Origin of the sequence: Rhizobium aureum, from assembly GCF_030182495.1 — a bacterium.
Lineage (GTDB): Bacteria > Pseudomonadota > Alphaproteobacteria > Rhizobiales > Rhizobiaceae > Rhizobium > Rhizobium tropici_C.
Map to the genome: position 1 here is coordinate 94,116 of NZ_JAQJCI010000003.1, position 22,059 is coordinate 116,174.

Sequence of the window (22,059 nt, forward strand, 5' to 3'; positions counted from 1 at the left end):
TTTCTGTCTGTGATTGGGCGTGCTGATCGGACGAAGCGGCTGCTCTTATGCCGAAGCTCTGACACCCCCCTCTGTCACTTCGTGACATCTCCCCCACAAGGTGGAGATTGTTGGGAGTATGTCGCTCCGCTCTGGCAAGCAAACTGATTTGGTTTCTGCAGATGCCATTGTAGCTTGAGGCGAGAAAGTGCCGCAACTTACCGATCTCCCCCTTGTGGGGGAGATGTCACGTCAGTGACAGAGGGGAGTGAAAACCCTCGTCGGATTCATCAGTGCATTGCCTGGTATCAAAGGCTATCCAGCTTGCTCTGCATGGCGCGAAGCTGCTCCTTCAGCTCGTCGATATCCTTGGCTTCGGCCTTGCGGCTTTCCTTGGCCGGCGGCTTCATGAAGGGGGAGAACATCTGCATGGCCTGCTGGAACATTTCAGTGTTGCGGCGGACCTGTTCCTCGACCATCTGCATGGGCAGCTGAAGATTCTTGCCGAGCGGCGTTTCGCCGAAGGCGCGATTGATCTGTTCGCGCATCTGGGTCTGCTGCTCCGTGAAGGCGCGCATGGAATGCTCGAGGAAGCTCGGGACGACCATCTGCATCTGGTCGCCGTAATAGCCGATAAGCTGCCGGAGGAAGGAAATCGGCAGCAGCGTGTTGCCGGTCTTTGATTCCTGCTCGAAAATGATCTGCGTCAGGACCGAATGCGTAATGTCTTCGCCGCTCTTGGCATCCTGGACAGTGAATTCCTCGCCTTTCTTCACCATCTCCGCCAGGTCGTCCAGCGTCACGTAGGTGCTGGTGCCGGTATTGTATAGGCGGCGATTCGCATATTTCTTGATTACGATCTGGCCCTCATTCTTTGCCATTATCAGTTCTCCTGGCCCCGTCTGATTGTATGGAATACTCCTCCACCCCTGAGTGTAGACGCAAAAGAAGCTTGGTGACAATCGCTTTGTGCGATGCGGCAAGCCCAATCCTTTGATTGGATTTCTCGCGGGCAATGACGGCTTCATGAAATCTGCACGCGGGGAATTCTTGCAATTTGACTCCGGCGCAAAGCTTTGACAGTTTCGCCTCATATACGCGTTCATTTTCCGAGGAGGCTTCCATGAGCAGTTCATCCATCGTCGTCGCCAGCGCGGCCCGCACTGCCGTCGGCTCATTCAACGGTGCTTTTGCGAGCGTTCCGGCTCATGAGCTTGGCGCCACCGCCATCAAAGGCGCGCTGGAGCGTGCCGGCGTCGATGCCAAGGAAGTCGATGAAGTGATCCTTGGCCAGGTGCTTCAGGCCGGCGAAGGGCAGAACCCGGCCCGTCAGGCCGCGATGAAGGCCGGCATTCCGCAGGAAGCGACCGCCTGGGGCGTCAACCAGCTTTGCGGCTCCGGCCTGCGCGCCGTGGCTCTCGGCATGCAGCAGATCGCGACCGGCGATGCGAAGATCATCGTCGCCGGCGGCCAGGAATCTATGTCGATGGCGCCGCATGCGGCAAACCTTCGTGCCGGCACCAAGATGGGCGACATGAAGATGATCGACACCATGATCAAGGATGGCCTGACGGATGCCTTCTACGGCTATCACATGGGCATCACGGCCGAAAATATCGCGCGGCAGTGGCAGCTTTCCCGCGAGGAACAGGATCAGTTCGCCGTTTCCTCCCAGAACAAGGCCGAAGCCGCGCAGAAGGCCGGCCGGTTCAAGGACGAGATCGTTCCCTTCACCATCCAGACGCGCAAAGGCGATGTAACCGTCGATGCCGACGAATATATCCGCCACGGCGTGACGCTCGACGGCATGGTGAAGTTGCGCCCGGCCTTCGACAAGGAAGGAACGGTCACGGCTGGCAACGCTTCTGGCCTCAATGACGGTGCGGCTGCCGCCGTGCTGATGACGGAGGCGGAAGCCTCGCGCCGCGGCATTCAGCCGCTTGCCCGCATCGTTTCCTGGGCAACAGCCGGCGTCGATCCGCAGATCATGGGCACCGGGCCGATCCCGGCCTCGCGCAGGGCATTGGAAAAGGCCGGATGGTCCGTCGCCGATCTCGATCTCGTCGAAGCCAACGAAGCTTTTGCCGCCCAGGCTTGCGCCGTGAACAAGGATCTCGGCTGGGATACGTCGATCGTCAACGTCAACGGCGGCGCGATCGCCATCGGGCACCCGATCGGCGCTTCGGGCGCCCGCGTCCTCAATACGCTGCTGTTCGAAATGAAGCGCCGCGGCGCCCGCAAGGGGCTTGCCACGCTGTGCATCGGTGGCGGCATGGGTGTCGCCATGTGCTTCGAGGCGCTCTAGAAGCAAAGAAATAGAGCATGATGTTGTCCGAAAACCGCTCATACTTTTCGGCATCATGCTCGGGGGCGTTTTGAAAGGAATTTTCCAGAAGAAGTGGTGAAAGCGAGCGGGCGACCCGACCTTCGGGCGTCCCGCCTCCGCAGCAAAAAAGGGGAGTGGCACATGAGCAGAGTGGCATTGGTAACCGGGGGTACGCGCGGCATCGGCGCGGCCATTTCGATGGCGCTGCACAATGCGGGTTACAAGGTGGCGGCGACCTATGCCGGCAACGATGAGAAAGCCAGGGCTTTCCACGATGTGACCGGCATCGCCGTCTATAAATGGGATGTCACCGATTACGAAGCCTGCGGCAAGGGCATAGCCAAGGTCGAGCACGATCTCGGGCATGTCGATGTGCTGGTCAACAATGCCGGCATTACCCGCGACGCCATGTTCCACAAGATGACGCCGCAGCAGTGGCACGAAGTCATCAATACGAACCTCACCGGCCTGTTCAACATGACGCATCATGTCTGGCAGGGCATGCGCGACCGCAGCTTCGGCCGTGTGATCAATATCTCTTCGATCAATGGTCAGAAGGGGCAGATGGGGCAGGCGAATTACTCTGCCGCCAAGGCCGGCGATCTCGGCTTCACCAAGGCGCTCGCCCAGGAAGGTGCTGCCAAGAACATCACCGTCAATGCCATTTGCCCCGGCTATATCGGCACGGAAATGGTGCTGGCGGTGCCGGAAAAGGTATTGAACGAGCGCATCATTCCGCAGATTCCGGTGGGGCGCCTGGGCGAGCCCGAGGAGATCGCCCGCATCGCGGTTTTCCTTGCCAGCGATGATGCCGGTTTCATTACGGGATCGACGATAACGGCCAATGGCGGCCAGTTCTTCGTTTAGAGCAATTCCGGGAAAAGGACGCAGTGGGCTCGGGATTTCCGTGAAGAGCTGATCCGCTCTTGCCCGCCTGCATCAGGGAGAGGATTGCCGGATAGAAGTCACAACCGGTCCGGCAATCATCCCCGGCCTGAATTTGCCTGCTGCCGCTGTCGTGGCTTGAATTCTAGGATCACGGCTTCTAGCGCCACCCGCTGCTTCTTCTCTTTGTCCCGCATCCGCGCCGCGCTTCCAAGCGCGTAAAAAGTGGTGCCGATGAGCGCGAATGCTGCAATGCTTGCGATGATTGCGGCCATGGTGCCGTTCCTTCCTCAAAACACTGCTCCTTTCCCTGGACCGATCGCGCGGGAAGAGGATTCTCTCAGAAACTGAGGCTTCCAGGGCCTGCCCTGAGGGTCGGATGTCCGCGACCGAGCCGCAGAAGCGGCTGGTCGCGGCCTCAGGTCTTAGCGGCAACGAGCTTCGTAGCGATGGCCGTATCGGTCGCGATAGATGCAATAGCCACGGCGCTCATGGGAGCGTCCGATGAGATTGCCGACGACGCCGCCGGCAACAGCGCCGACTGCCGCGCCACCCCAGCTATGGGTGGCCACGCCGCCGATCAGGGCGCCGGTGCCGGCACCGATGGCAGTCCCTTTTTCCGTTGCCGTGCACGACGCTAAAGCGCCGACAAGGGCGATCGCGACGATGATCTTCTTCATGGTGTTAGCTCCCTGGTGTTGTGAAGTTTGAACATTGACCCGCGGATCAAATCCGCCCCATCAATAACAAAATGAGGACAATGACAAGAACAAGTCCGAGACCGCCCGATGGACCGTACCCCCATCCCCGGCTGTAACCCCAGTTGGGCAGTGCGCCGATCAGCAGCAGAATCAGTATAATAAGCAATACCGTACCAAGCATGATATGTCTCCTCCATGTCCATCGCTTGAATGGCGCCGGTAATTTCGTTCATTCCGGCACTATGCTCCAGCGCTTCCAGCTCGAATCGGTTTCCTAGTGAATGGGCGGAGTTCCTCAATTCTGCAGATAGAAACTTGCGTCGCAGAAAATTGTTCCGGCTAAGAAATAAAAAGGCGGGAATGGCGGCGAGAGCGTATTCAGCCAGATATTCACGCGATGGCGCGACGCAGGTGTGGAAGAGAGTGTCCGCGATTAGCTCGTATGGTTAAAATATCATTAAAATACAATATGTTGCGGTGAACAAAAAGAGAAAAGGAGCATGTCCGCGATTCGTCGGTGATTCGTTCTGCCTTTGGACTTTGGTTAATGTCCGGATGCCTTCTTACAGGTTGCCGACATACAGAAGGAGCGAAATCGGGTATGCGGAGGTAGGCGCCTTCCTGCCTCGTTCGGTTTGGGTTGGCCTTGCGAAGAGGTTTTGTGGCCTTACCGCCTCCCGAATTTCGATGCTGTTCTGGCGAAGTAGAAATATGTAGCCATGAAATCTGGACGCTGCAGTCACGGCGTTTTGCCGATAACCGCATCTTATACGTGTATTTGCGGGATCGTTATATTTGCACTCGTTAAAAGGTTGATCGCAATTCCTGATTCGGCCGGAATTGTGGGTTCAACCATTCAGAGTCCTGTATGCATCGGCTGTCGAGGCGCTAGATATAGTACGGAACAAAAGTAGAATCGTGCGGAATCAGCGATTCGTCTCCGATTCGTTCTGGCTTTGACCTCAGATCTCGAAGAGAAGGGCGCTGTTCCGAAAATCCGATGATTTACAGATAATTAACCATAAAACATAGCGATCTTCGCCGGCTTCGGATTCTCGGCTTGACTCCTTTTCTCGTGGAAAAGGCACTGAAATGAGATTCAGCATTTGGTGTGACTCTTTTCATCGAAATCCATATATTGTAGTGAACAAAAAAAGAACGCTAGTGAGTCAGCGATTCGTCTCCGATTCGTTCTCAAGGTGTTCCGCGATCGTCGGGACTCGCATGAGATGCAGGGTTAATGTGGCTTACGGTTGAGACCGTCAATAATGAAATCGGTTGTTGCGGTGGCTGTTTTTTTATTCAGGTCTTGCCTTTGTCGCATATGGTCGTCATCTCTTCGTTTCCTCCTTGGGGAACTTGCTGATCGAAAGACGGTGGTTTCTCGCCCATGCACGGACCAATGACACAGACTTCGCAGCCCATGATCCTGAGCGGACGCGGCGTGACCGCGGTGCTCGGACCGACCAATACCGGCAAGACCCATTATGCCATCGAACGCATGGTGGCGCACGGCAGCGGCGTGATCGGCCTGCCGCTGCGGCTGCTGGCGCGCGAGGTCTATACCCGCGTCGTCGAAAAGGTCGGGGCTCAGCATGTCGCGCTTGTCACGGGCGAGGAAAAAATATCTCCGCCCAATGCCCGCTTTTCCGTCTGCACCGTCGAAGCCATGCCGCGCGAGACGCGTGCCTCCTTCGTCGCCATCGACGAGGTCCAGCTTGCTGGCGATCTAGAGCGCGGCCATATCTTCACGGACCGCATCCTGCACCTGCGTGGCCGCGACGAGACGCTGCTATTGGGTGCCGGCACGATGCGGCCCATCCTCGAACAGCTTCTGCCTGGGATCACCGTCCTTGAGCGGCCGCGGCTGTCGCATCTTTTCTATGCCGGGCAGAAGAAGATCACGCGCTTGCCGCAGCGCACCGCGATCGTGGCTTTTTCCGCCGATGAGGTCTATGCGATCGCGGAGCTCATCCGCCGCCAGCGTGGCGGCGCCGCCGTCGTGCTTGGGGCGCTCAGCCCGCGTACCCGCAATGCGCAAGTGGCCCTGTACCAGGCCGGCGATGTCGAATATCTGGTCGCGACCGATGCGATCGGCATGGGCCTCAATCTCGATGTCGACCATGTCGCCTTTGCCCAGGACCGCAAGTTCGACGGCTATCAGTTCCGTAACCTCAATCCGGCCGAGCTCGGCCAGATCGCCGGCCGCGCCGGCCGTCATCTCAAGGACGGCACCTTCGGCGTAACGGGGCAGGTGGACCCGTTCGACGACGAGCTGGTCCGCCGGATCGAGGGACACGAATTCGACATGGTCAAGGTGCTGCAATGGCGCAGCAAGGATCTGGATTTCGCTTCGATCGCAGCTCTGCGCGCCAGTTTGGAAGACGCGCCGCGCGTGCAGGGGTTGACGCGGGCGCTGCCTGCGGTAGACCAGCAGGCGTTGGAATATTTGTCACGCGATCTGGAGATAGTCGATCTTGCCAGCAACCCGGCTCGGGTTGAGAAATTGTGGGAGGCCTGCGCGCTTCCAGACTATCGGCGCATTACGCCTGCCCAGCACGCCGATCTTATTGCCGCCCTCTTTTCCGACCTGGTGCGCTATGGCACGGTGAAAGAGGACTTCCTGGCCGAACAGGTGCATCGTGCCGATCGGACGGATGGCGAGATCGACACGCTTTCGGCGCGAATCGCGCAGATAAGGACTTGGACCTATGTGTCGAACCGGCCCGGCTGGCTTGCCGATCCGACACACTGGCAAGAAAAGACGCGGGAAATCGAAGATCGATTGTCCGACGCGTTACATGAGAGGTTGACGAAACGCTTTGTTGATCGCAGGACATCTGTGCTCATGAAGCGCCTGAGAGAGAATGCGATGCTGGAAGCTGAAATCAGTGTGAATGGGGATGTCTTCGTCGAAGGGCATCATGTGGGACAGTTGACCGGTTTCCGGTTCACGCCGGTTGCCGGCACCGAGGGGCCGGATGCGAAGGCCGTCCAGACAGCCTCCCAGAAGGCGCTGTCGCTGGAATTCGAGGCGCGCGCCGCGCGTCTGCATGCGGCTGGCAACAGCGATCTTGCGATCAGCGCCGATGGCCTCGTGCGCTGGCTCGGCGATCCCGTGGCGCGTCTGTCGGGAAGCGATCATATCATGCGTCCGCGTGTGATCCTGCTTGCCGACGAGCAGCTGACGGGCAATGCGCGCGATCATGTCGCCTCGCGCATCGAGCGTTTCGTGAACCATCATATCAGCACGATCCTGAAGCCGCTCGACGATCTTCAGCGTGCCGAGGATCTGCAGGGCCTCGCCAAGGGGCTCGCTTTCCAGCTGGTGGAAAATCTCGGCGTTCTGTTCCGCCGCGACGTGACCGAAGAGGTGAAGTCGCTGGATCAGGATGCGCGCGCCTCCATGCGCCGCTACGGCGTCCGCTTCGGCGCCTATCATATTTTCGTGCCCGCATTGCTGAAGCCGGCCCCCGCCGAACTCATCACGCTGCTCTGGGCTCTGAAGAACGATGGCCTGGACAAGCCGGGCTATGGCGATCTGATCCCCGTTCTCGCCGCCGGCCGTACCTCGGTCGTCACCGATCCGGGCTATGAGCGCATGTTCTACAAGCTTGCCGGCTTCCGCTTTCTTGGAAAGCGCGCGGTCCGCATCGATATTCTCGAGCGCCTGGCGGATCTCATCCGTCCGCTCCTGCAGTGGAAGCCCGGCCAGGCTTCGCGCCCCGAAGGCGCTTATGACGGTCGCCGCTTCACCACGACGACCGCCATGCTCTCCATCCTCGGTGCGACGCTCGAGGACATGGAGGAAATTCTCAAGGGTCTCGGCTACCGCGCCGATTCGGTGAAGGCCGAGGAGGCCACGGCCTTCCTTGCCCAGCAGGATGCCGCGGCGACACCGGCATCGTCGGCTGCGGAAGCCGCTGCCGAAAAGACCGATCATGACGACGCCGACGCTGCGGGCGACGAGCCGGCTAAGGAACCGGAAGCCGTCGCGCAGGAAGCAGCTCCCGCCGTCGAACCGGTGGCAGCGGCAGCTGACGTTGCCGAGGCTGCCGACACTGAAGCCGCTGCCGCGGAACCTGCCGAGCCGAAGCCAGTTCTGCTCTGGCGCCTGGGTGGCCGCAACGATAATCAGCAGCGCCAAGGCGGCCGCGGTCATGGTGACCGTCGCGGTCAGCAGGGCGAGGGCCGCGGTCAGCACGGCAATCGCCGTGGCGGTGGCGAGCAGCAGGCGAGCGGTGGCGAGGGCAATCGCGAGGGACGTGACCGTCGCGATGGCCGTGACAACCGCGGCGGTGACAAGGGGCCGCGCGCCAACCGCGAGGGCGGCCGTCCGCAGCATCAGGGCAACCGGGGTGACCGTCAGGAGCGTGGCGAACGCAATGACCGGAACGATCGCAACAATCGCGGTGCATCGCAGCCATTGCGCTTCGAGGCCAAGCCGCCGCGCAAAGAAAAGCCGATCGATCCGGATTCTCCTTTCGCCAAGCTCGCTGCCCTCAAGGAGCAGATGAAGAAATAACCCATGACGGACGAGAGACAGCCATTTTCCGGTTCGCGCCAGCGCATCGACAAATGGCTGTTCTTTGCTCGCATGGTGAAATCCCGCTCGCTGGCGCAGCTCTACGTTCAGAACGGCAGCGTACGGGTCAATGGCGAGCGGATTGTGCAGCCGAGTTTCGGCGTCAAGGCGGGCGACCGTATCGAGCTCTCGCTGGAGCGCCGAGATGTCGTCCTCATCGTGCGTGCCGCCGGCGAGCGCCGAGGCCCTTTCGAGGAAGCCAAGCTGCTCTATGAGGACCTAACGCCGCCGCCGGATGAGACAAAACGCCTCACCCCGTTCGAGCAGGCATTACGGGCGCCGGGGAGTGGAAGGCCCACGAAGCGCGATCGCCGTGCAATCGATCGCCTGATCTCGGACGACGATTAGAAAACTCTGCCCGTCTCAGGCCGCTTTCCAGATTGTTTGTCCTTGAAATTGGATGACAAAGTCGATACCTCACCATCAACCTGCCGGTAACCAGCCGGGCGGCGCGTTTGCGCTTGATCCCCGTTCGGCTCCGCGGGAGCGCGCGACGTTCCAGGTTGCGCATCCGCGGAAGCTAAAGACATTCCTGGAGTGCTTCGTGACATATGTCGTGACCGATAATTGCGTCCGCTGCAAATATACCGATTGCGTGGAAGTCTGCCCTGTTGACTGCTTCTACGAAGGCGAGAACTTTCTCGTCATCCATCCCGACGAATGCATCGATTGCGGTGTCTGCGAACCGGAATGTCCCGCCGAGGCGATTAAGCCCGATACGGAGCCGGGCCTCGACAAGTGGCTGAAGATCAATATGGAGTATGCCGCCATCTGGCCCAACATCACGGTCAAGCGCGACCCGTTGCCGGAAGCCAAGGAGATGGATGGCGAAGAAGGAAAGTTCGAGAAGTATTTCTCAGCGAACCCAGGAACCGGCGACTGACCGAGGGCCGTGACAGGCGGTCGATAAAGGTGTAGTCGATATCGCAGAAAGCGAATCATTGCCGTCAGGCCGCATAGCGGTCAACGTGGCCCTTTTGGCGCGCGTACAGCAAATTATTGATTTCCTCAGATTTTTGTGATAGGTTCCGCACACTGATCCACTGCGGCATTTCGCATGCCCAAAACCATCACGAAAGCAAATCACCAATCCGTACGCGGTTTCCTTGACATATCAACCGTTTGTGTTGTCGGGTCTTAGATCGCGATGGGTGGGTTTCTGTTTGCATAAGTCTGGCTGGACCAGGATGAAGTGACCCCGACGGTACGTCCGTCTCATCCGGGCCTGACTGACCCGGCACCCGGCCCAACCGGGCGCGTAACAGGGAGTTTTTGAAAAGAATGACGACCCAGCAGAAAAAACCTTCAGCAGCACGCCATGGCTTCAAAACTGGTGAAGCGATCGTTTATCCGGCCCACGGCGTCGGCACGATCACTGCCATCGAAGAACAAGAAGTCGCAGGCATGAAGCTCGAGCTGTTCGTAATCGACTTCGAGAAAGACAAGATGCGCCTGAAGGTGCCGGTGGCCAAGGCCATGAGCATCGGCATGCGCAAGCTTTCCGAGACGGATTTCGTCGAGCGGGCGCTGAAGGTCGTGCAGGGCAAAGCCCGCGTGAAGCGCACCATGTGGTCGCGTCGCGCGCAGGAATATGATGCCAAGATCAATTCCGGCGATCTGCTCTCCATCGCCGAGGTGGTTCGCGATCTCTATCGCGCCGAGAACCAGCCCGAGCAGTCCTATTCCGAACGTCAGCTTTACGAAGCTGCGCTCGATCGCATGGCGCGCGAAATTGCAGCCGTCAACAAGATGTCGGAAACCGAAGCCGTTCGCCTTGTCGAGACCAATCTCAACAAGGGTCCCAAGCGCGGCAAGGTCGTCGAGGAAGATGATTCCCAGGACGAAGCAGCCTAAGGCGAGCGCGCCAATCCAGCTTCAAAAAACCCGGCCTTCGTGCCGGGTTTTTTCTTTGGAACCTTTTTGCTTCTGCCGCGTTTAAGCCTCGTGTTAACGGTCGGTGTGGGTGCACTCCTGTGGGGAGAGGTTCCGAACTGGCCGTATTATCGACATTCACGAGGACCGGCCTATGCGTTTTCATCCGAAGCCCCCCGGCGATCTGAACATGCTTCAATCGCCAGACCCATTCGCTGAGATCGAACAAGACTAGTCATCGATTATCCGGCGAACCGGATATCGGTCTCCAATTTGAATTTCATTCATTGATTTCCATCCGAGCAGCGATGTTCGGAAACGATACTTGTTGCCCTTTTCGTCGACCGCGGCACTGAAGACGACTTGAGGCCGAACCTAGGAGATGCGTATGACGAACATGTCTGCAGATCGACGTATGATCAAAGTCGCGATGGCTGCTCCCTATCTCGATCGCGACGAAGAACATGATCTTGCTATACGCTGGAAGGATCATGATGATCGCGGCGCCCGCAACCAGATAGCAACTGCCCATATGCGCCTCGTCATTTCCATGGCGGGCAAATTCCGCAATTTCGGATTGCCGATGAGCGATCTCGTACAGGAGGGCTATGTCGGCCTCCTCGAGGCGGCCGCCCGTTTCGAACCGGAACGGGAAGTTCGCTTCTCGACCTATGCAAGCTGGTGGATCCGCGCTTCCATCCAGGACTATATTCTGCGCAACTGGTCGATTGTGCGTGGTGGCACGAGTTCGGCGCAGAAGGCCTTGTTCTTCAATCTTCGACGCCTGCGCGCCAAGCTCGCCCGCAGCAATTCGAGCGTTACCGTCCAGTCCATCCATGAGGAAATCGCAGTTGCGCTCGGGGTCAGTCTTGCCGACGTGCAGACCATGGATGCGCGCCTTTCCAGCAGCGATACGTCCCTGCAGGCGCCGTCGATATCGAGCGATTCCGAAAGCGCGGAGCGTATCGATTTTCTCATCAGCGACGAGCCGCTTCCGGACGAGCAGGTTTCCGACATGATCGACGGCGAACGCCGGCGCATATGGCTTGCCTCGGCGCTGAAGCATCTCAACGAACGCGAGATGAAGATCATCCAGGCACGACGCCTCGTCGAAGACGGAGCGACGCTCGAAGAACTGGGCGCCGATCTCGGAATTTCCAAGGAACGTGTGCGTCAGATCGAAAGCCGCGCAATGGACAAGCTCCGCAACGCGCTTGTCGATGCGGATCCTCGTATGGCGAGCTACGCGTGAGACTGCTCTTCTCCCGGCCAGGGAGAAGATAGATAGGCCGATCGCTATTCCGAAATAATCTTGACCTTGTCGCCCGGCGCAATCGTTGCCCCGGTCGGTAGGGCGTTGATCAGTTTGAACAGGTCGAGCTTGCGGTCGGTGCCCATCATGCGGGCGGCGAGCGTCGTGATCGTGTCGCCCGGCTTGACGGTGACGACGCGGACCCTGAGCGGCTTCAGCGAGGCTGCCTCATCCGGCGTCATGTGCCGGAAACTCGAGCGCAGCACGTCCGCCGTCTGGTTGAGCTGGGCGATGTTCCCCTTCGGCACGGCTGTCAGGAAGCGGAAGATCTGCGTGCGGTCGCGGATGACCGTGACATCGAAATCCCAGCGATCGGCCGAAGCGCGCGCGGTTGCGGCCGGCATGCCGTTGACGGTGATCGACTGGATCGAAGAGGGATCGAGGCCCGTCACCCAGCCGCTGGAAATATAGTTCGTCAGGTTCTGGTTCTGGCTGTCGGCAACACCGTCGAAGCGGATGGCGATATCGCCGGGGCCAGTCGCCATGACGGCCTCGACCTTGTTGTCGATGCGGAAATCCGGCGGCACGTCGAAGCGGATGCCGAGGCCGCCATGGAGGAAGGTCTGGCCACGGACATAGCCTTCCTCGGGGCTGTCACCATAAAGCAGGCCATCGATACCGTTCAGGTAATAATCGCGGCCGATGTCGCCGACCTTGCCTTCCTCGCCGAATTCGCGGGCATGCGCCTTGGCAAGATCGATGCGCTGCGGCGTGCTCGGGTGGCTCGAAAGGAAGTCAAGGCTCTGGTCGGCATCGGAATTGGCCGACATGAAGCGGCTGTAGTCTTCCATGGCGTTCAGGAAGCGGGCAGCGGCATACGGATCGTAGCCGGCCTGGCCGAGCGTGCGGATGCCGATCTCGTCGGCCTGGAGTTCCTGCTGGCGCGAGAAGGCGGCGAGGCGCAGCTTGCCGCGCGCGAGCGCCTGCTTGCCGGCCAGATCGCTCGACAGGACTTCCGAAACGACGCGGCTGGCGATGACTTCGGCTTCCTCGCGTTTCTGCCGCTCGATGCCGTGATTGGCTGTCACGTGCGCCATCTCGTGCGACAGCACGGCAGCGACTTCGGAAGCATCATTGGCAAGCGCCAGAAGGCCGCGGGTCACGTAGAGATAGCCGCCCGGAAGTGCAAAGGCGTTGATCGACGGCGAATTGAGGATGGTGATGCGATAGGACTGCTGCGGATTTTCCGACACGCTGGTCAAGGCCCCGGCGATGCGGGCGACGAGCCGCTCGGTCTTGGCGTCCTTGTACTCGCCGCCGTAGCTTGCAAGGATGCGCGGATGCTCGCGCGCACCCATCTGCGCGCGCGGGTCGTTTTTCTGCACCTCGGAGACGATCTGCGGATTGGCGGACGGCGACACGCTCGGCTGATAGGATTGATCCATCACCGTCTGGCAGCTGTCCAGCACCATGGCAGCGACAAGGAGCGGGGCAAGGCGGCGCAAACGGGCTGCGACGGTCACGCTGATCCTTCGTTCTGCTCGTTCGCTCTGCTTCAGTACCAGTATCCCACTCATTTCGCTGCCATGCCGGCTCGGCACCAAATCCGGTTGATCGTTACCGGGCTGATCATCGTCGCGCACCGATAGAGGTTGCCTGCATCCCCATCGATCCGCATCTGCCCGGACGGTCTCCAACCCTTGCTCTAGCCGATTTTGGCACCGGTTGCATAGCGAGACTCCGTTTAAATGTGGCGGCGTTGTATTTTAGCAAGCATTTCCGAGGACTTTCAGCCGTTCGGCACGACGAAATTAAGGCAAAGCCGACAGCAAGATGCTGCAGCGCAATCAATGCTGCAGAAATGTGGTCAATGCCGGAATGTCGCCCGCCGTCAGGAAGGTCTCGATGGAGGCGGCAAGCCTGATCGCGCCGCCCTCGATGAAGACGGCATGGTCGGCAAGACGCCGCACCTCGGCCGGATCATGCGAAACGATCAGCACCGTATTGCCGCTCTCGCGATGCAGGGTTTTCAAAAGTTCGACCATGCCGGAGCGTAGGCCTGGATCAAGGGCGGCGAAGGGTTCGTCCAGCAGTAGGATCGGCTTGTCACGCACCAGCGCCCTTGCGAAGGCGGCACGCTGTCGTTCGCCGCCGGAAAGTGTCCCCGGCTTGCGCTTCTCGAAGCCAGGAAGCCCAACGCGCGCCAGCGCCTCCGAGACCCTTTGCCGATCCTGTACCGAAAGCTTCAATGAAGGGCTGATGCCAAGGCCGACATTGGTGAAGAGATCGAGATGGGCAAAGAGGTTGTTGTCCTGAAAGACCAGCGACACCGGCCGGTCGGCGGGATGCAGGCCGGTCACGTCCTGCCCGGCAAGCAGGATGCGGCCGCGATCGGGCTGCTCGAAGCCGGCCAATAGATTGAGAAAGGTGGATTTGCCGGATCCCGACGGCCCGGCGATGGCGATGATCTTGCCCTGCGGCAACGTGCAATCGAAGCGGAAATCATGCGTGCCGAGGCGCAGCTCGACGCCGGCCATGGCAATGCCTTGTTTCTTCATGTCGTGGCCGTCAGTCATTTCTGTTGCTTTCGTGATCGCTCATGCTCTGGCCGGCCGTGCCGGCGATGGTCAAAAGAAGGCAGACCAGGCCGAGGATCAAGGCATATCCATCGGCATCGTTCGTGCGATAGCTGCCGAGCTTGCTATAGACCAGCCAGGGCAGGGTCATCAGGCTATCCGAGCCGAAGAGCGCCACCGCGCCGAGATCGCCGAGCGACAGCGCCATGGCGAACGAGAGGGCGGTGAAGAACGGCTTGCGCAGGCCCGGCCAATCGATGAGGCGGAGGCGGGCAATGCCGTGAAGGCCGAGGCTCGCCGCCAGCCGTTCGGTGCGGCTGACATGGACCGCATAGGCCGGTTCGATGACGCGGATGACGAAGGGCAGCGCCATCAGCGCATTGATGACAATGATGAGGATGGCGGCAACGCGGCTGGGATCACCCAATGGTCTCAGCGCCAGGAACCAGCCAGTTGCCAGCACGATCGGCGGGACGAGTAGGATAAGGGATGAGCTCGCGCTCAAGGCGACCGCCAGGCTGCGCAGGCTGGCGGTCTTGCGGCGATCCGCCGAGATCACCGATCGGGCGCGGATGATTGCAAAGGATATCAAGACCGCCAGAAGGCCGGCGGCGAGCGCAATCGCCACGCTGGTGACGGCTGCTTGCAGAAAGATCGGCTGGGCGGCGAGCTTCGGAAGGTTTGCCTTCAGGCCAGTTACCACAACCGAAGCGAGCGGCAGGCCGAGAAAGAGAGTAGCGGCCGACAGCAGGAAAGCGTCAATCCATCGTGCAGCCGTCTTTTGGCCATCGATACGATGAAGCGCGCGACCGCTGGTCAGCCCATGATCGTCGGGGGCGCGAAACAGCGTCATGGCGCCGAGAACGAGGAGTGTGACGGCGATCTGCAGCAACGACAGCATCACGGCGCGGCCGGGATCGAAATCGAAGCGGAGCGCCTGATAGATCGCCACTTCCAGCGTCGTTGCGGCCGGGCCGCCGCCAAGGATCAGGACCAGCGTGAAGCTGGTGGCGCAGAGCATGAAGATCAGGCCGGCGATGCCGGGTATGAGACCGAGCAGGATGGGCCATTCGATGAAGCGAAAGACCGAGGCGGGCCGCATGCCGAGCCCGCCTGCCACAAGCCAGTATTCCGCCGGCACCCGCTCCAGCCCGGCCAGCATCAGCCGGCAGGCGAGGGGCATATTGAAGAAGACATGCGCCAGCAGGATGCCGGCCAGGCCATAGATGCTGACGGGCTGCGACAGGCCAAGCGCCGTAAGCGTCTGATTGATAAGCCCCTGCCGGCCCCAGATGCCGAGCAGGCCGAGCGCGCCTATCAGCACCGGCAGGCCCATCGGCACGGCCATCATCCGGATCAGCCATAGCCGACCCGGAAAGCGGGGCTGACGCGCCAGTGCGCGCGCGATGGGTATGGCGAGCACGACCGATAACAGGGTCGAGAGCACCGCCTGCAGCAGCGTGAAGCGCAGGACGCGCAGCAAGTAGGGATCTGTCAGGGGATTGGTGTCGCCGGATTCGATACCGGCGGCTAAGAGGGCGAAGACGGCGATCCCGACGAAGAGCACGACGCCGGCGAGGCCGAATGCCCCGCTGGAAATGGCGCGTCTTCGCTCTGGTGCCGTAAGTATCGTCAAGGCATCAGTTGCCGCTGGTGGCGGCCAGCCATTCGTCGATCCAGGCCTTGCGGTTCTTGTCGACGACCTCGGGGCTCATCAGGAAGGTCTTCGACGGCACGACGAGCTTGCTGAAGGCATCCGGCAGCGGCTCCGAAGTGGCGGAGGCCGGCATCATCCAATTGCTTGTCGGGATGATGTCCTGGAAACCGGCGGAGATCATGAACTTCAGGAAATCGCGGGCAAGCTCCTTGTTCGGCGAGGACTTGATGAGGCCGGCGACCTCGATCTGGATATAGTGTCCTTCCGAGAAGGCGGCCGCCTGATAGCGGTCGGTCTTGTCTTCGATCATGTGGTAGGCCGGCGACGTCGTGTAGGAGAGCACCATCGGCGCTTCGCCCTTGGTGAATAGGTCGTAGGCTTCCGACCAGCCGGGGGTGACGGTCAGGATGCGTCCCTTGAGCTTCGTCCAGGCATCGGCTGCCTTGTCGCCGTAGATCGACTTGACCCAGAGCAGCAGGCCAAGACCCGGCGTCGAGGTGCGCGGGTCTTCGATGACGATCTTTTGCGAGGGGTCGCCCTCGACAAGATCCTTCATGCTCTTCGGCGGGTTCTTGACCGTCTGGCTGTCGTAGATCACGGCGAAATGGCCGTAGTCATAGGGCACAAAGACGTCGTCCTTGAAACCCCCCGGAACCTTGAGGGCCGAGGTGTCGACACCGCTTGCATCGAAGAGGCCGGTATCCTTCGCTTCATCTATGAGATTGGTGTCCAGGCCGAGAACGACATCGGCCTTGGTGCCCGTACCTTCCAGCTTCAGGCGGGAGAGAAGTGCCACGCCATCGGTGACGGCGACGTAGTTGACCGTGCAGCCGCAGGTCTTCTCGAAGGCGGCCTTGACCTTGGCGCCCGGACCCCAATCGGCGGTGAAGCTCTCATAGGTGTAGATGGTCAAGGTCTTGTCGGCTGCCTCGGCCGTCTGGGCAGCAAAAAACGTAGCGCCGGCGGAAAGGGCCAGGCCGGCGAAGAATGACAATAGGGATCGGTTTTGCACGACAGCGCCTCCACTTTGGTTTCGTCTTGAAGGGGAAAAGGGCGCTATGATTTCGTCACGCGTCTAATCCCTCCGCCGGTGTTAGCCGGATCAGGTTCCGCGGGTTGGCCAGTGAAAGCCTCTCAGCCAGATATCCTAGAGGATATGAGGCACCCCGTTAGAGCGTCGGCAGATTTAGCCTTGTGACGAAGGGATGACAAGGGAAATGATTCCCCTGTCGATTGCAGGTGGGTGATCTTACTCGGCGGCGTGAGCGGCGGCCGTTGGGCTTTCGAATTTCTTCGTTGCACCGGGCAGCTGCACGTTCTTCAGCGTCAGCGCGGTCAGCAGTCCGATGAGGCAGATGCCGGCAGCCGTCATGAACAGCGGGCTGAAAGCGCTCGCATAGGCGTTAGCGACGGCCTCGCGGGTCGCCTCGGGCAATGCGGCCATCATCTTCGGCGTCAACTGTTCGATATCGGATACGCCCGATATGGAGACGCCGACATTGCCGAGCTTGGCGGCGATGATGGCGCCGTAGACGGAGATGGCGATCGAGGCGCCGCCCATGCGCGAGAGCGTGACCGCACCGGTCGCCGCGCCGACGTCCCGGGCACCGGCCGCATTCTGCACGCCGATGACGGGAACCTGCTGCGCGAGGCCGATACCGATGCCGTGCAGCAGCATCAGGCCACCGATGAAGACGACGGGCGTGCCGGCAGGCAGGACGGCGAGCAAGCCAAATGCGATGGCGCTGCAGGCAGCGCTCGCGATGGCAAAGGGTTTGTAACGCCCTTTGGCCGCAATCAGCCGGCCGGCCGAGAGCGAGCCGCAGACGATGCCGCCGGTCAGGAGAATGAACAGCAGGCCGGCCATCGAGGGCGAAAGGCCAGTCGTCGTCTGCAGGAAGAGCGCGAAATAATTCACCATGCCGATGGCCACGGCGCCGCTGGTGATCGAGATGATCAGCAGGAGGCCGAATGTTGGATTGCGGAACAGCGTCATCGGCACGATCGGCTCGGGCGCGCGGCGTTCGATGAAGACCCAGGCGATGGCGCAAATCGCGCCGAAGGCGATGATGCCGAGGCACTGCGGCGACAGCAGCGATCCGAAGAGTTCGGTGCCGTCGGCGGCAAGCACGATGCTCGTCGTCGTCAGTGCAAGAACGGTCGCGCCGGCATAGTCGATCTTCGGCCGGCGGGCCGGCTTGCGATAGGGCAGCATGAAGGCGAGACCGGCCAGCACGACAAAGCCGATCGGCACATTGACGAGAAAGATCGAGCGCCAGCCGAAGAGATCGCTCATCGTGCCGCCGAGAACCGGGCCGATGGCGCCTGACGCCATCAGCACGAGGCTGGAATAGCTCTGGTAGCGGGCGCGTTCCCGCGGCTCGAAGAGATCGGCATTGACGGCGAAGATCGACACCAGGATGCCGCCGCCCCCAAGGCCCTGAAGGACGCGGGCGGCAATCAGCGTGTCCATCGAGACGGCCAGGCCGCAGACGGCGGAGCCGATCGTGAAGATCGCGATCGCCGTCATCATCACATATTTGCGGCCGAAGAGATCGCCGAGCTTGCCGTAGACAGGCATGACGGCGGAGAGCGAGAGAAGATAGGCTGACCCGATCCAGCCGAAACGCTCCAGATGCCCGAATTCGCCAACGATCGTCGGAAGCGCCGTCGAGACGATCTGGTTGTCGAGCGTTGCCATGAACATGGCAGTCATCAGAAACAGAAAGAGTATAAGCCGCCGTTTATGATCCGCTACGAGCGGCGCGAACGTTGTCTGCATGTCCATGGGGCAAAAATCCGAACTTGGCCGAAACGCTGCGCGGTCGATCGAATGCGCGGGACGCCCGGTTTTCATAGTCGATATATATGTGCCGTTAGCACATAAATGTCAATGACAGGTGAATGCTGTTTGCATGTTTTATTTCTTTACCGCCTCTGGTATGGTGGAAAGATGACATCTGCGACGAATACACGTGAAATTGAAGCCCAGGCCCTGACCGACGACGAGAATCTCCTGCGTATCGGCCATGCGATGACGCGCATGCGCCTGCTGACAGGTCGCCGCATGATCGGCAGGCTTGCCATCCAGAGCGTCGCGCCGGGACTCGAGCTGTCCCATCTCGACGTGCTCGATGTCGTGCGGCGAGCGGAGGAGACGGGCGAAGTCACCGTCGGCACGATTGCCGAGATGCTGCGCATCGATCCGTCGCGGGCGAGCCGCATCGTTGCAGACATGGTGACGCGTGGCGTGTTGCGGCGCAAGGCGTCGCAGGCGGATGCGCGGCGCATCGTGGTGGTGTTGACCGCGCTCGGGCAGAGATTGTTGTCGGAGATCCAGGCACAGAAATATTCCGTCATCGGCAGCATCTTCGCCGACTGGACGCAGGAGGAGATCGAGAGCTTCTCGCTGCTGTTTGATCGTTATGTCAGCGGCTATGAGCGGGTTTTCCAGGCGCGCCTCAAGGAAACGGACGACTGAGCCGCCCTCGCGGCCGTTCTTGCCTATGCTGCTCTTCCCTAGGGACATGACTTTGCGCTATGGGCATGCCTCATGAGCCAGTCCACCACCTTCACCATCCTGCTCGGAGGCGAGCTTCGCTTGACAAAGCGGTTGCGCGCCGCCATTTCCGGCAGCCGTTTCATCGCAGCCGATGGCGGCATGCGCCACGCGGTCGCGCTCGGAGTGGAGCCTGAGCTGTGGGTCGGCGATTTCGATTCCACACCCGCGGATTTGCAAGCTGCCTTTCCCGATGTGCCCAAGCAGCCCTATCCGGCGGCGAAGGCTGCGACCGATGGTGAAATTGCCGTCTCGGAAGCGGTCGATCGCGGCGCCACAAGACTGATTCTCGCCGGCGCCATGGGCGGCGAACGCTCCGATCATGCCATCCAGCATCTGCTTTATGGGATCTGCTTGGCCGAGAAGGGCTTCGATGTCCTGCTGACATCCGGTGACGAGGAAGCGGTGCCGCTTCGGCCGGGCGATCTCACGCTGGCGCTGCCGGCCGGTTCGCTGTTTTCCGTCCTCGGTTTTAGCGATCTGTCGGGCCTTTTCATCGACAATGCCCGTTACCCTTTGCGCGATTTCCATTTGCCCTTTGGCGCGTCGCGCACCATTTCCAATGTGGCGGAAGGCGACGTGCGCTTTTCGCTCGGCAGCGGCAGGGCGATCATCCTTGCCCGCCCCTATGATCTCAGCGGAGTCTGATCTTGGCCCCTCCCATTCTGAAACTCGACGACATCTTCCTGAGCTTTGGCGGTGCGCCCTTGCTCGCCGGTGCCGGCCTGCAGGTGGAGCCGGGCGACAAGATCTGCCTTGTTGGCCGCAACGGTTCGGGCAAATCGACGCTCCTGAAGATCGCCGCGGGTCTCGTCGAGGCGCAGTCGGGCGAAGTGTTCCGCCATCCGTCTTCGACCGTACGTTATCTCGAGCAGGCGCCGGATTTTGCTGGTTACAAGACGGTCGCGGCTTATGCTGAAGCAGGTCTCGGGCCTGGCGACGATCCCTATCGTGTCACCTATCTGCTCTCACATCTCGGCCTGACCGGTGAAGAGGATCCGAAGAACCTCTCCGGCGGCGAAGCCCGCCGTGCGGCCCTCGCACGCGTTCTGGCGCCCGAGCCGGACATCTTGCTGCTCGACGAGCCGACGAACCATCTGGATCTGCCGACCATCGAATGGCTGGAAGGCGAGCTGCAGAAGAGCCGTAGCGCACTCGTGCTGATCTCGCACGACCGTCGCTTTCTGGAAAAGGTTTCGACCGCAACCGTCTGGCTCGATCGTGGCACCTCGCGCCGGCTGGACAAGGGATTCGCCCATTTCGAGGCTTGGCGCGATCAAGTGCTGGAGGCCGAGGAACTGGAACAGCACAAGCTTGGCAAACAGATCGAGCGCGAGGAGCATTGGCTGCGCTACGGCGTGACGGCGCGGCGCAAGCGGAATATGCGCCGCCTCGGCGAGCTGCAGGATATGCGTTCGCGCTATCGTGGCCACAAGGGCGCTCTGGGCACGGTGCAGGCGACTGCTTCCGATGCGCAGGAAAGCGGCAAGCTGGTGATCGAGGCTGACAAGATCACCAAAGCCTATGATGAGCGGGTCATCGTCGCGCCCTTTTCGATTCGCGTGCATCGCGGCGATTGCATCGGTCTCGTCGGCCCGAATGGTGCCGGTAAGACAACGCTGCTGAAAATGCTGACGGGCCAGCTGGAGCCGGACAGCGGCACGGTGAAGCTCGGCACCAATCTGGAGATCGCGACACTCGACCAGAAGCGCGAGGAGCTGAACCCGGAGGACACGCTCGCCAATTATCTGACCGACGGCCGCGGCGAGAACCTCCTCGTCAACGGCGAGCAGCGGCATGTGACCGGCTATATGAAGGAATTCCTCTTCCAGCCCGAACAAGCGCGCACGCCGATCAAGAATCTTTCCGGCGGCGAACGCGCGCGGCTGATGCTGGCCCGCATCCTGTCGCGGCCGACCAATCTCCTGATCCTCGACGAACCGACGAACGATCTCGACATCGAGACGCTCGATCTGCTGCAGGAAATCGTGTCCGGCTTTGCCGGCACGGTCATCCTCGTCAGCCACGACCGCGATTTCCTCGATCGCACCGTGACCTCGACGATCGCTCCCGCCAATCCGGAAGAGCCCGATGGTCGCTGGATCGAATATGCCGGCGGTTATTCCGACATGCTGGCCCAGCGCAAGGGCGCGATCGAGGAGCGCAAGCGGGCGGAAAAGGCGGCCGAAAAGCCGAAATCAGCCGAAGCCGCAACACCGGTCGCCGAAGGCTCGAAAGGCAAGGGCAAGCTCTCCTACAAGCAGAAATTCGCGCTCGAAAACCTGCCGAAGGACATGGCCAAGGCGGAAGCCGAGATTGCAGCTCGCGAAAAGAAGATGGCCGATCCGAACCTCTTTTCCAAGGATCCCGCAACCTTCAATCGCCTGGCGGCGGAGATGGAAAAGCTGCGAGAAAGCCTTGTCAGCATGGAAGAGGAATGGCTCGAGCTCGAAATGCTGCGCGAGGAGCTGGAGGGCTGATCGCTCGGCCAGCTCATCTTATGGGCGTCTTTCCGTATAATGAAAACAATTGGTTGCGTTTTGATTGCGCCGGCTTCATTGCCTGTTGTCCAATTCGATAAACCGTTTATACATTAAACGCGTGATGCTGGCCCCCCGAGGGCTGGATGATACCCGGGCCCGCGCGGCCCGGGCGCATGTTGGGGAA

20 protein-coding genes and 1 riboswitch are annotated in these 22,059 nt (G+C 60.6%); of the genes, 10 read left to right on the plus strand and 10 right to left on the minus strand.

Features of this window, described 5'->3' with window-relative positions:
• Positions 1-287: 287 nt before the first annotated feature.
• Together phaR and PH552_RS09260 are read right to left on the minus strand one after the other, a co-directional pair.
• The gene (gene phaR, locus PH552_RS09255) at positions 288-860 is read right to left on the minus strand and encodes a polyhydroxyalkanoate synthesis repressor PhaR (protein WP_112341594.1); all 573 of its coding nucleotides are present in this window, start codon (positions 858-860) and stop codon (positions 288-290) included.
• On the minus strand, positions 847-1,119 hold the full coding sequence (locus PH552_RS09260) for a hypothetical protein (protein WP_162736948.1): 273 nt from the start codon (positions 1,117-1,119) through the stop codon (positions 847-849). Before PH552_RS09260 ends, phaR begins: the two co-directional genes overlap by 14 nt.
• Here PH552_RS09260 and PH552_RS09265 point away from each other — a divergent pair.
• Both PH552_RS09265 and phbB read left to right on the plus strand, forming a co-directional pair.
• Complete coding sequence (locus PH552_RS09265) at positions 1,103-2,284, plus strand: acetyl-CoA C-acetyltransferase (protein ID WP_113249611.1); 1,182 nt, start codon at positions 1,103-1,105, stop codon at positions 2,282-2,284. The genes PH552_RS09260 and PH552_RS09265 overlap by 17 nt on opposite strands.
• Positions 2,285-2,446: 162 nt before the next feature.
• The gene (gene phbB / locus PH552_RS09270; protein WP_112341592.1) at positions 2,447-3,172 is read left to right on the plus strand and encodes a beta-ketoacyl-ACP reductase; all 726 of its coding nucleotides are present in this window, start codon (positions 2,447-2,449) and stop codon (positions 3,170-3,172) included.
• Positions 3,173-3,288: 116 nt separating this feature from the next.
• Here the strand turns inward: phbB and PH552_RS09275 are convergent, their stop codons facing one another.
• The 3 genes from PH552_RS09275 to PH552_RS09285 form a co-directional block, all read right to left on the minus strand.
• A complete protein-coding gene (locus PH552_RS09275; protein ID WP_169645216.1) occupies positions 3,289-3,465 on the minus strand; it encodes a hypothetical protein in 177 nt (58 codons plus the stop codon).
• 150 nt (positions 3,466-3,615) lie between these two features.
• A complete protein-coding gene (locus PH552_RS09280) occupies positions 3,616-3,870 on the minus strand; it encodes a YMGG-like glycine zipper-containing protein (protein WP_112341591.1) in 255 nt (84 codons plus the stop codon).
• Positions 3,871-3,916: 46 nt separating this feature from the next.
• Positions 3,917-4,072 (minus strand): DUF3309 family protein, encoded by a 156-nt coding sequence (locus PH552_RS09285; RefSeq protein WP_113249612.1) that lies wholly within the window; start codon positions 4,070-4,072, stop codon positions 3,917-3,919.
• A gap of 1,221 nt (positions 4,073-5,293) precedes the next feature.
• Here PH552_RS09285 and PH552_RS09290 point away from each other — a divergent pair.
• The 5 genes from PH552_RS09290 (at position 5,294) to PH552_RS09310 (ending at position 11,600) form a co-directional block, all read left to right on the plus strand.
• Positions 5,294-8,416 (plus strand): helicase-related protein, encoded by a 3,123-nt coding sequence (locus PH552_RS09290; RefSeq protein WP_113249613.1) that lies wholly within the window; start codon positions 5,294-5,296, stop codon positions 8,414-8,416.
• Positions 8,417-8,419: 3 nt separating this feature from the next.
• Positions 8,420-8,824 (plus strand): RNA-binding S4 domain-containing protein, encoded by a 405-nt coding sequence (locus tag PH552_RS09295; RefSeq protein WP_112341585.1) that lies wholly within the window; start codon positions 8,420-8,422, stop codon positions 8,822-8,824.
• Positions 8,825-9,020: 196 nt separating this feature from the next.
• Positions 9,021-9,359 (plus strand): ferredoxin FdxA, encoded by a 339-nt coding sequence (gene fdxA, locus PH552_RS09300; protein ID WP_112341737.1) that lies wholly within the window; start codon positions 9,021-9,023, stop codon positions 9,357-9,359.
• Positions 9,360-9,757: 398 nt separating this feature from the next.
• Positions 9,758-10,330 carry a CarD family transcriptional regulator gene (locus PH552_RS09305; RefSeq protein WP_112341583.1) on the plus strand — a complete coding sequence of 191 codons (573 nt, stop codon included), beginning with the start codon at positions 9,758-9,760 and terminating at the stop codon, positions 10,328-10,330.
• A 406-nt stretch (positions 10,331-10,736) separates the two neighbouring features.
• Positions 10,737-11,600 (plus strand): RNA polymerase factor sigma-32, encoded by an 864-nt coding sequence (locus PH552_RS09310; RefSeq protein ID WP_112341582.1) that lies wholly within the window; start codon positions 10,737-10,739, stop codon positions 11,598-11,600.
• A gap of 44 nt (positions 11,601-11,644) precedes the next feature.
• On the opposite strand, the gene PH552_RS09315 is transcribed toward PH552_RS09310, so the two are convergent.
• The 5 genes from PH552_RS09315 to PH552_RS09335 form a co-directional block, all read right to left on the minus strand.
• Positions 11,645-13,072 carry a M48 family metalloprotease gene (locus tag PH552_RS09315; RefSeq protein ID WP_112341736.1) on the minus strand — a complete coding sequence of 476 codons (1,428 nt, stop codon included), beginning with the start codon at positions 13,070-13,072 and terminating at the stop codon, positions 11,645-11,647.
• 375 nt (positions 13,073-13,447) lie between these two features.
• A complete protein-coding gene (locus PH552_RS09320) occupies positions 13,448-14,176 on the minus strand; it encodes a thiamine ABC transporter ATP-binding protein (RefSeq protein ID WP_285165893.1) in 729 nt (242 codons plus the stop codon).
• Positions 14,169-15,806, minus strand: coding sequence for a thiamine/thiamine pyrophosphate ABC transporter permease ThiP (thiP, locus tag PH552_RS09325; protein WP_285165937.1), 1,638 nt, complete (start codon positions 15,804-15,806; stop codon positions 14,169-14,171). The genes PH552_RS09320 and thiP overlap by 8 nt, the downstream gene beginning before the upstream one ends.
• A 10-nt stretch (positions 15,807-15,816) precedes the next feature.
• Complete coding sequence (thiB, locus tag PH552_RS09330; protein ID WP_246698491.1) at positions 15,817-16,809, minus strand: thiamine ABC transporter substrate binding subunit; 993 nt, start codon at positions 16,807-16,809, stop codon at positions 15,817-15,819.
• A gap of 86 nt (positions 16,810-16,895) precedes the next feature.
• Positions 16,896-17,012, minus strand: a riboswitch (TPP riboswitch).
• Positions 17,013-17,082: 70 nt separating this feature from the next.
• On the minus strand, positions 17,083-18,621 hold the full coding sequence (locus PH552_RS09335) for an MDR family MFS transporter (RefSeq protein ID WP_112341578.1): 1,539 nt from the start codon (positions 18,619-18,621) through the stop codon (positions 17,083-17,085).
• A gap of 165 nt (positions 18,622-18,786) precedes the next feature.
• Between PH552_RS09335 and PH552_RS09340 the strand changes: the two genes are divergently transcribed.
• The 3 genes from PH552_RS09340 to PH552_RS09350 all read left to right on the plus strand — a co-directional run bounded on the left by PH552_RS09340 (position 18,787) and on the right by PH552_RS09350 (position 21,872).
• A complete protein-coding gene (locus tag PH552_RS09340) occupies positions 18,787-19,314 on the plus strand; it encodes a MarR family winged helix-turn-helix transcriptional regulator (RefSeq protein WP_112341576.1) in 528 nt (175 codons plus the stop codon).
• Between the two features lie 72 nt (positions 19,315-19,386).
• Complete coding sequence (locus PH552_RS09345; protein ID WP_113249616.1) at positions 19,387-20,040, plus strand: thiamine diphosphokinase; 654 nt, start codon at positions 19,387-19,389, stop codon at positions 20,038-20,040.
• A 2-nt stretch (positions 20,041-20,042) separates the two neighbouring features.
• Positions 20,043-21,872, plus strand: coding sequence for an ABC-F family ATP-binding cassette domain-containing protein (locus PH552_RS09350; protein WP_112341574.1), 1,830 nt, complete (start codon positions 20,043-20,045; stop codon positions 21,870-21,872).
• Positions 21,873-22,059 lie beyond the last annotated feature (187 nt).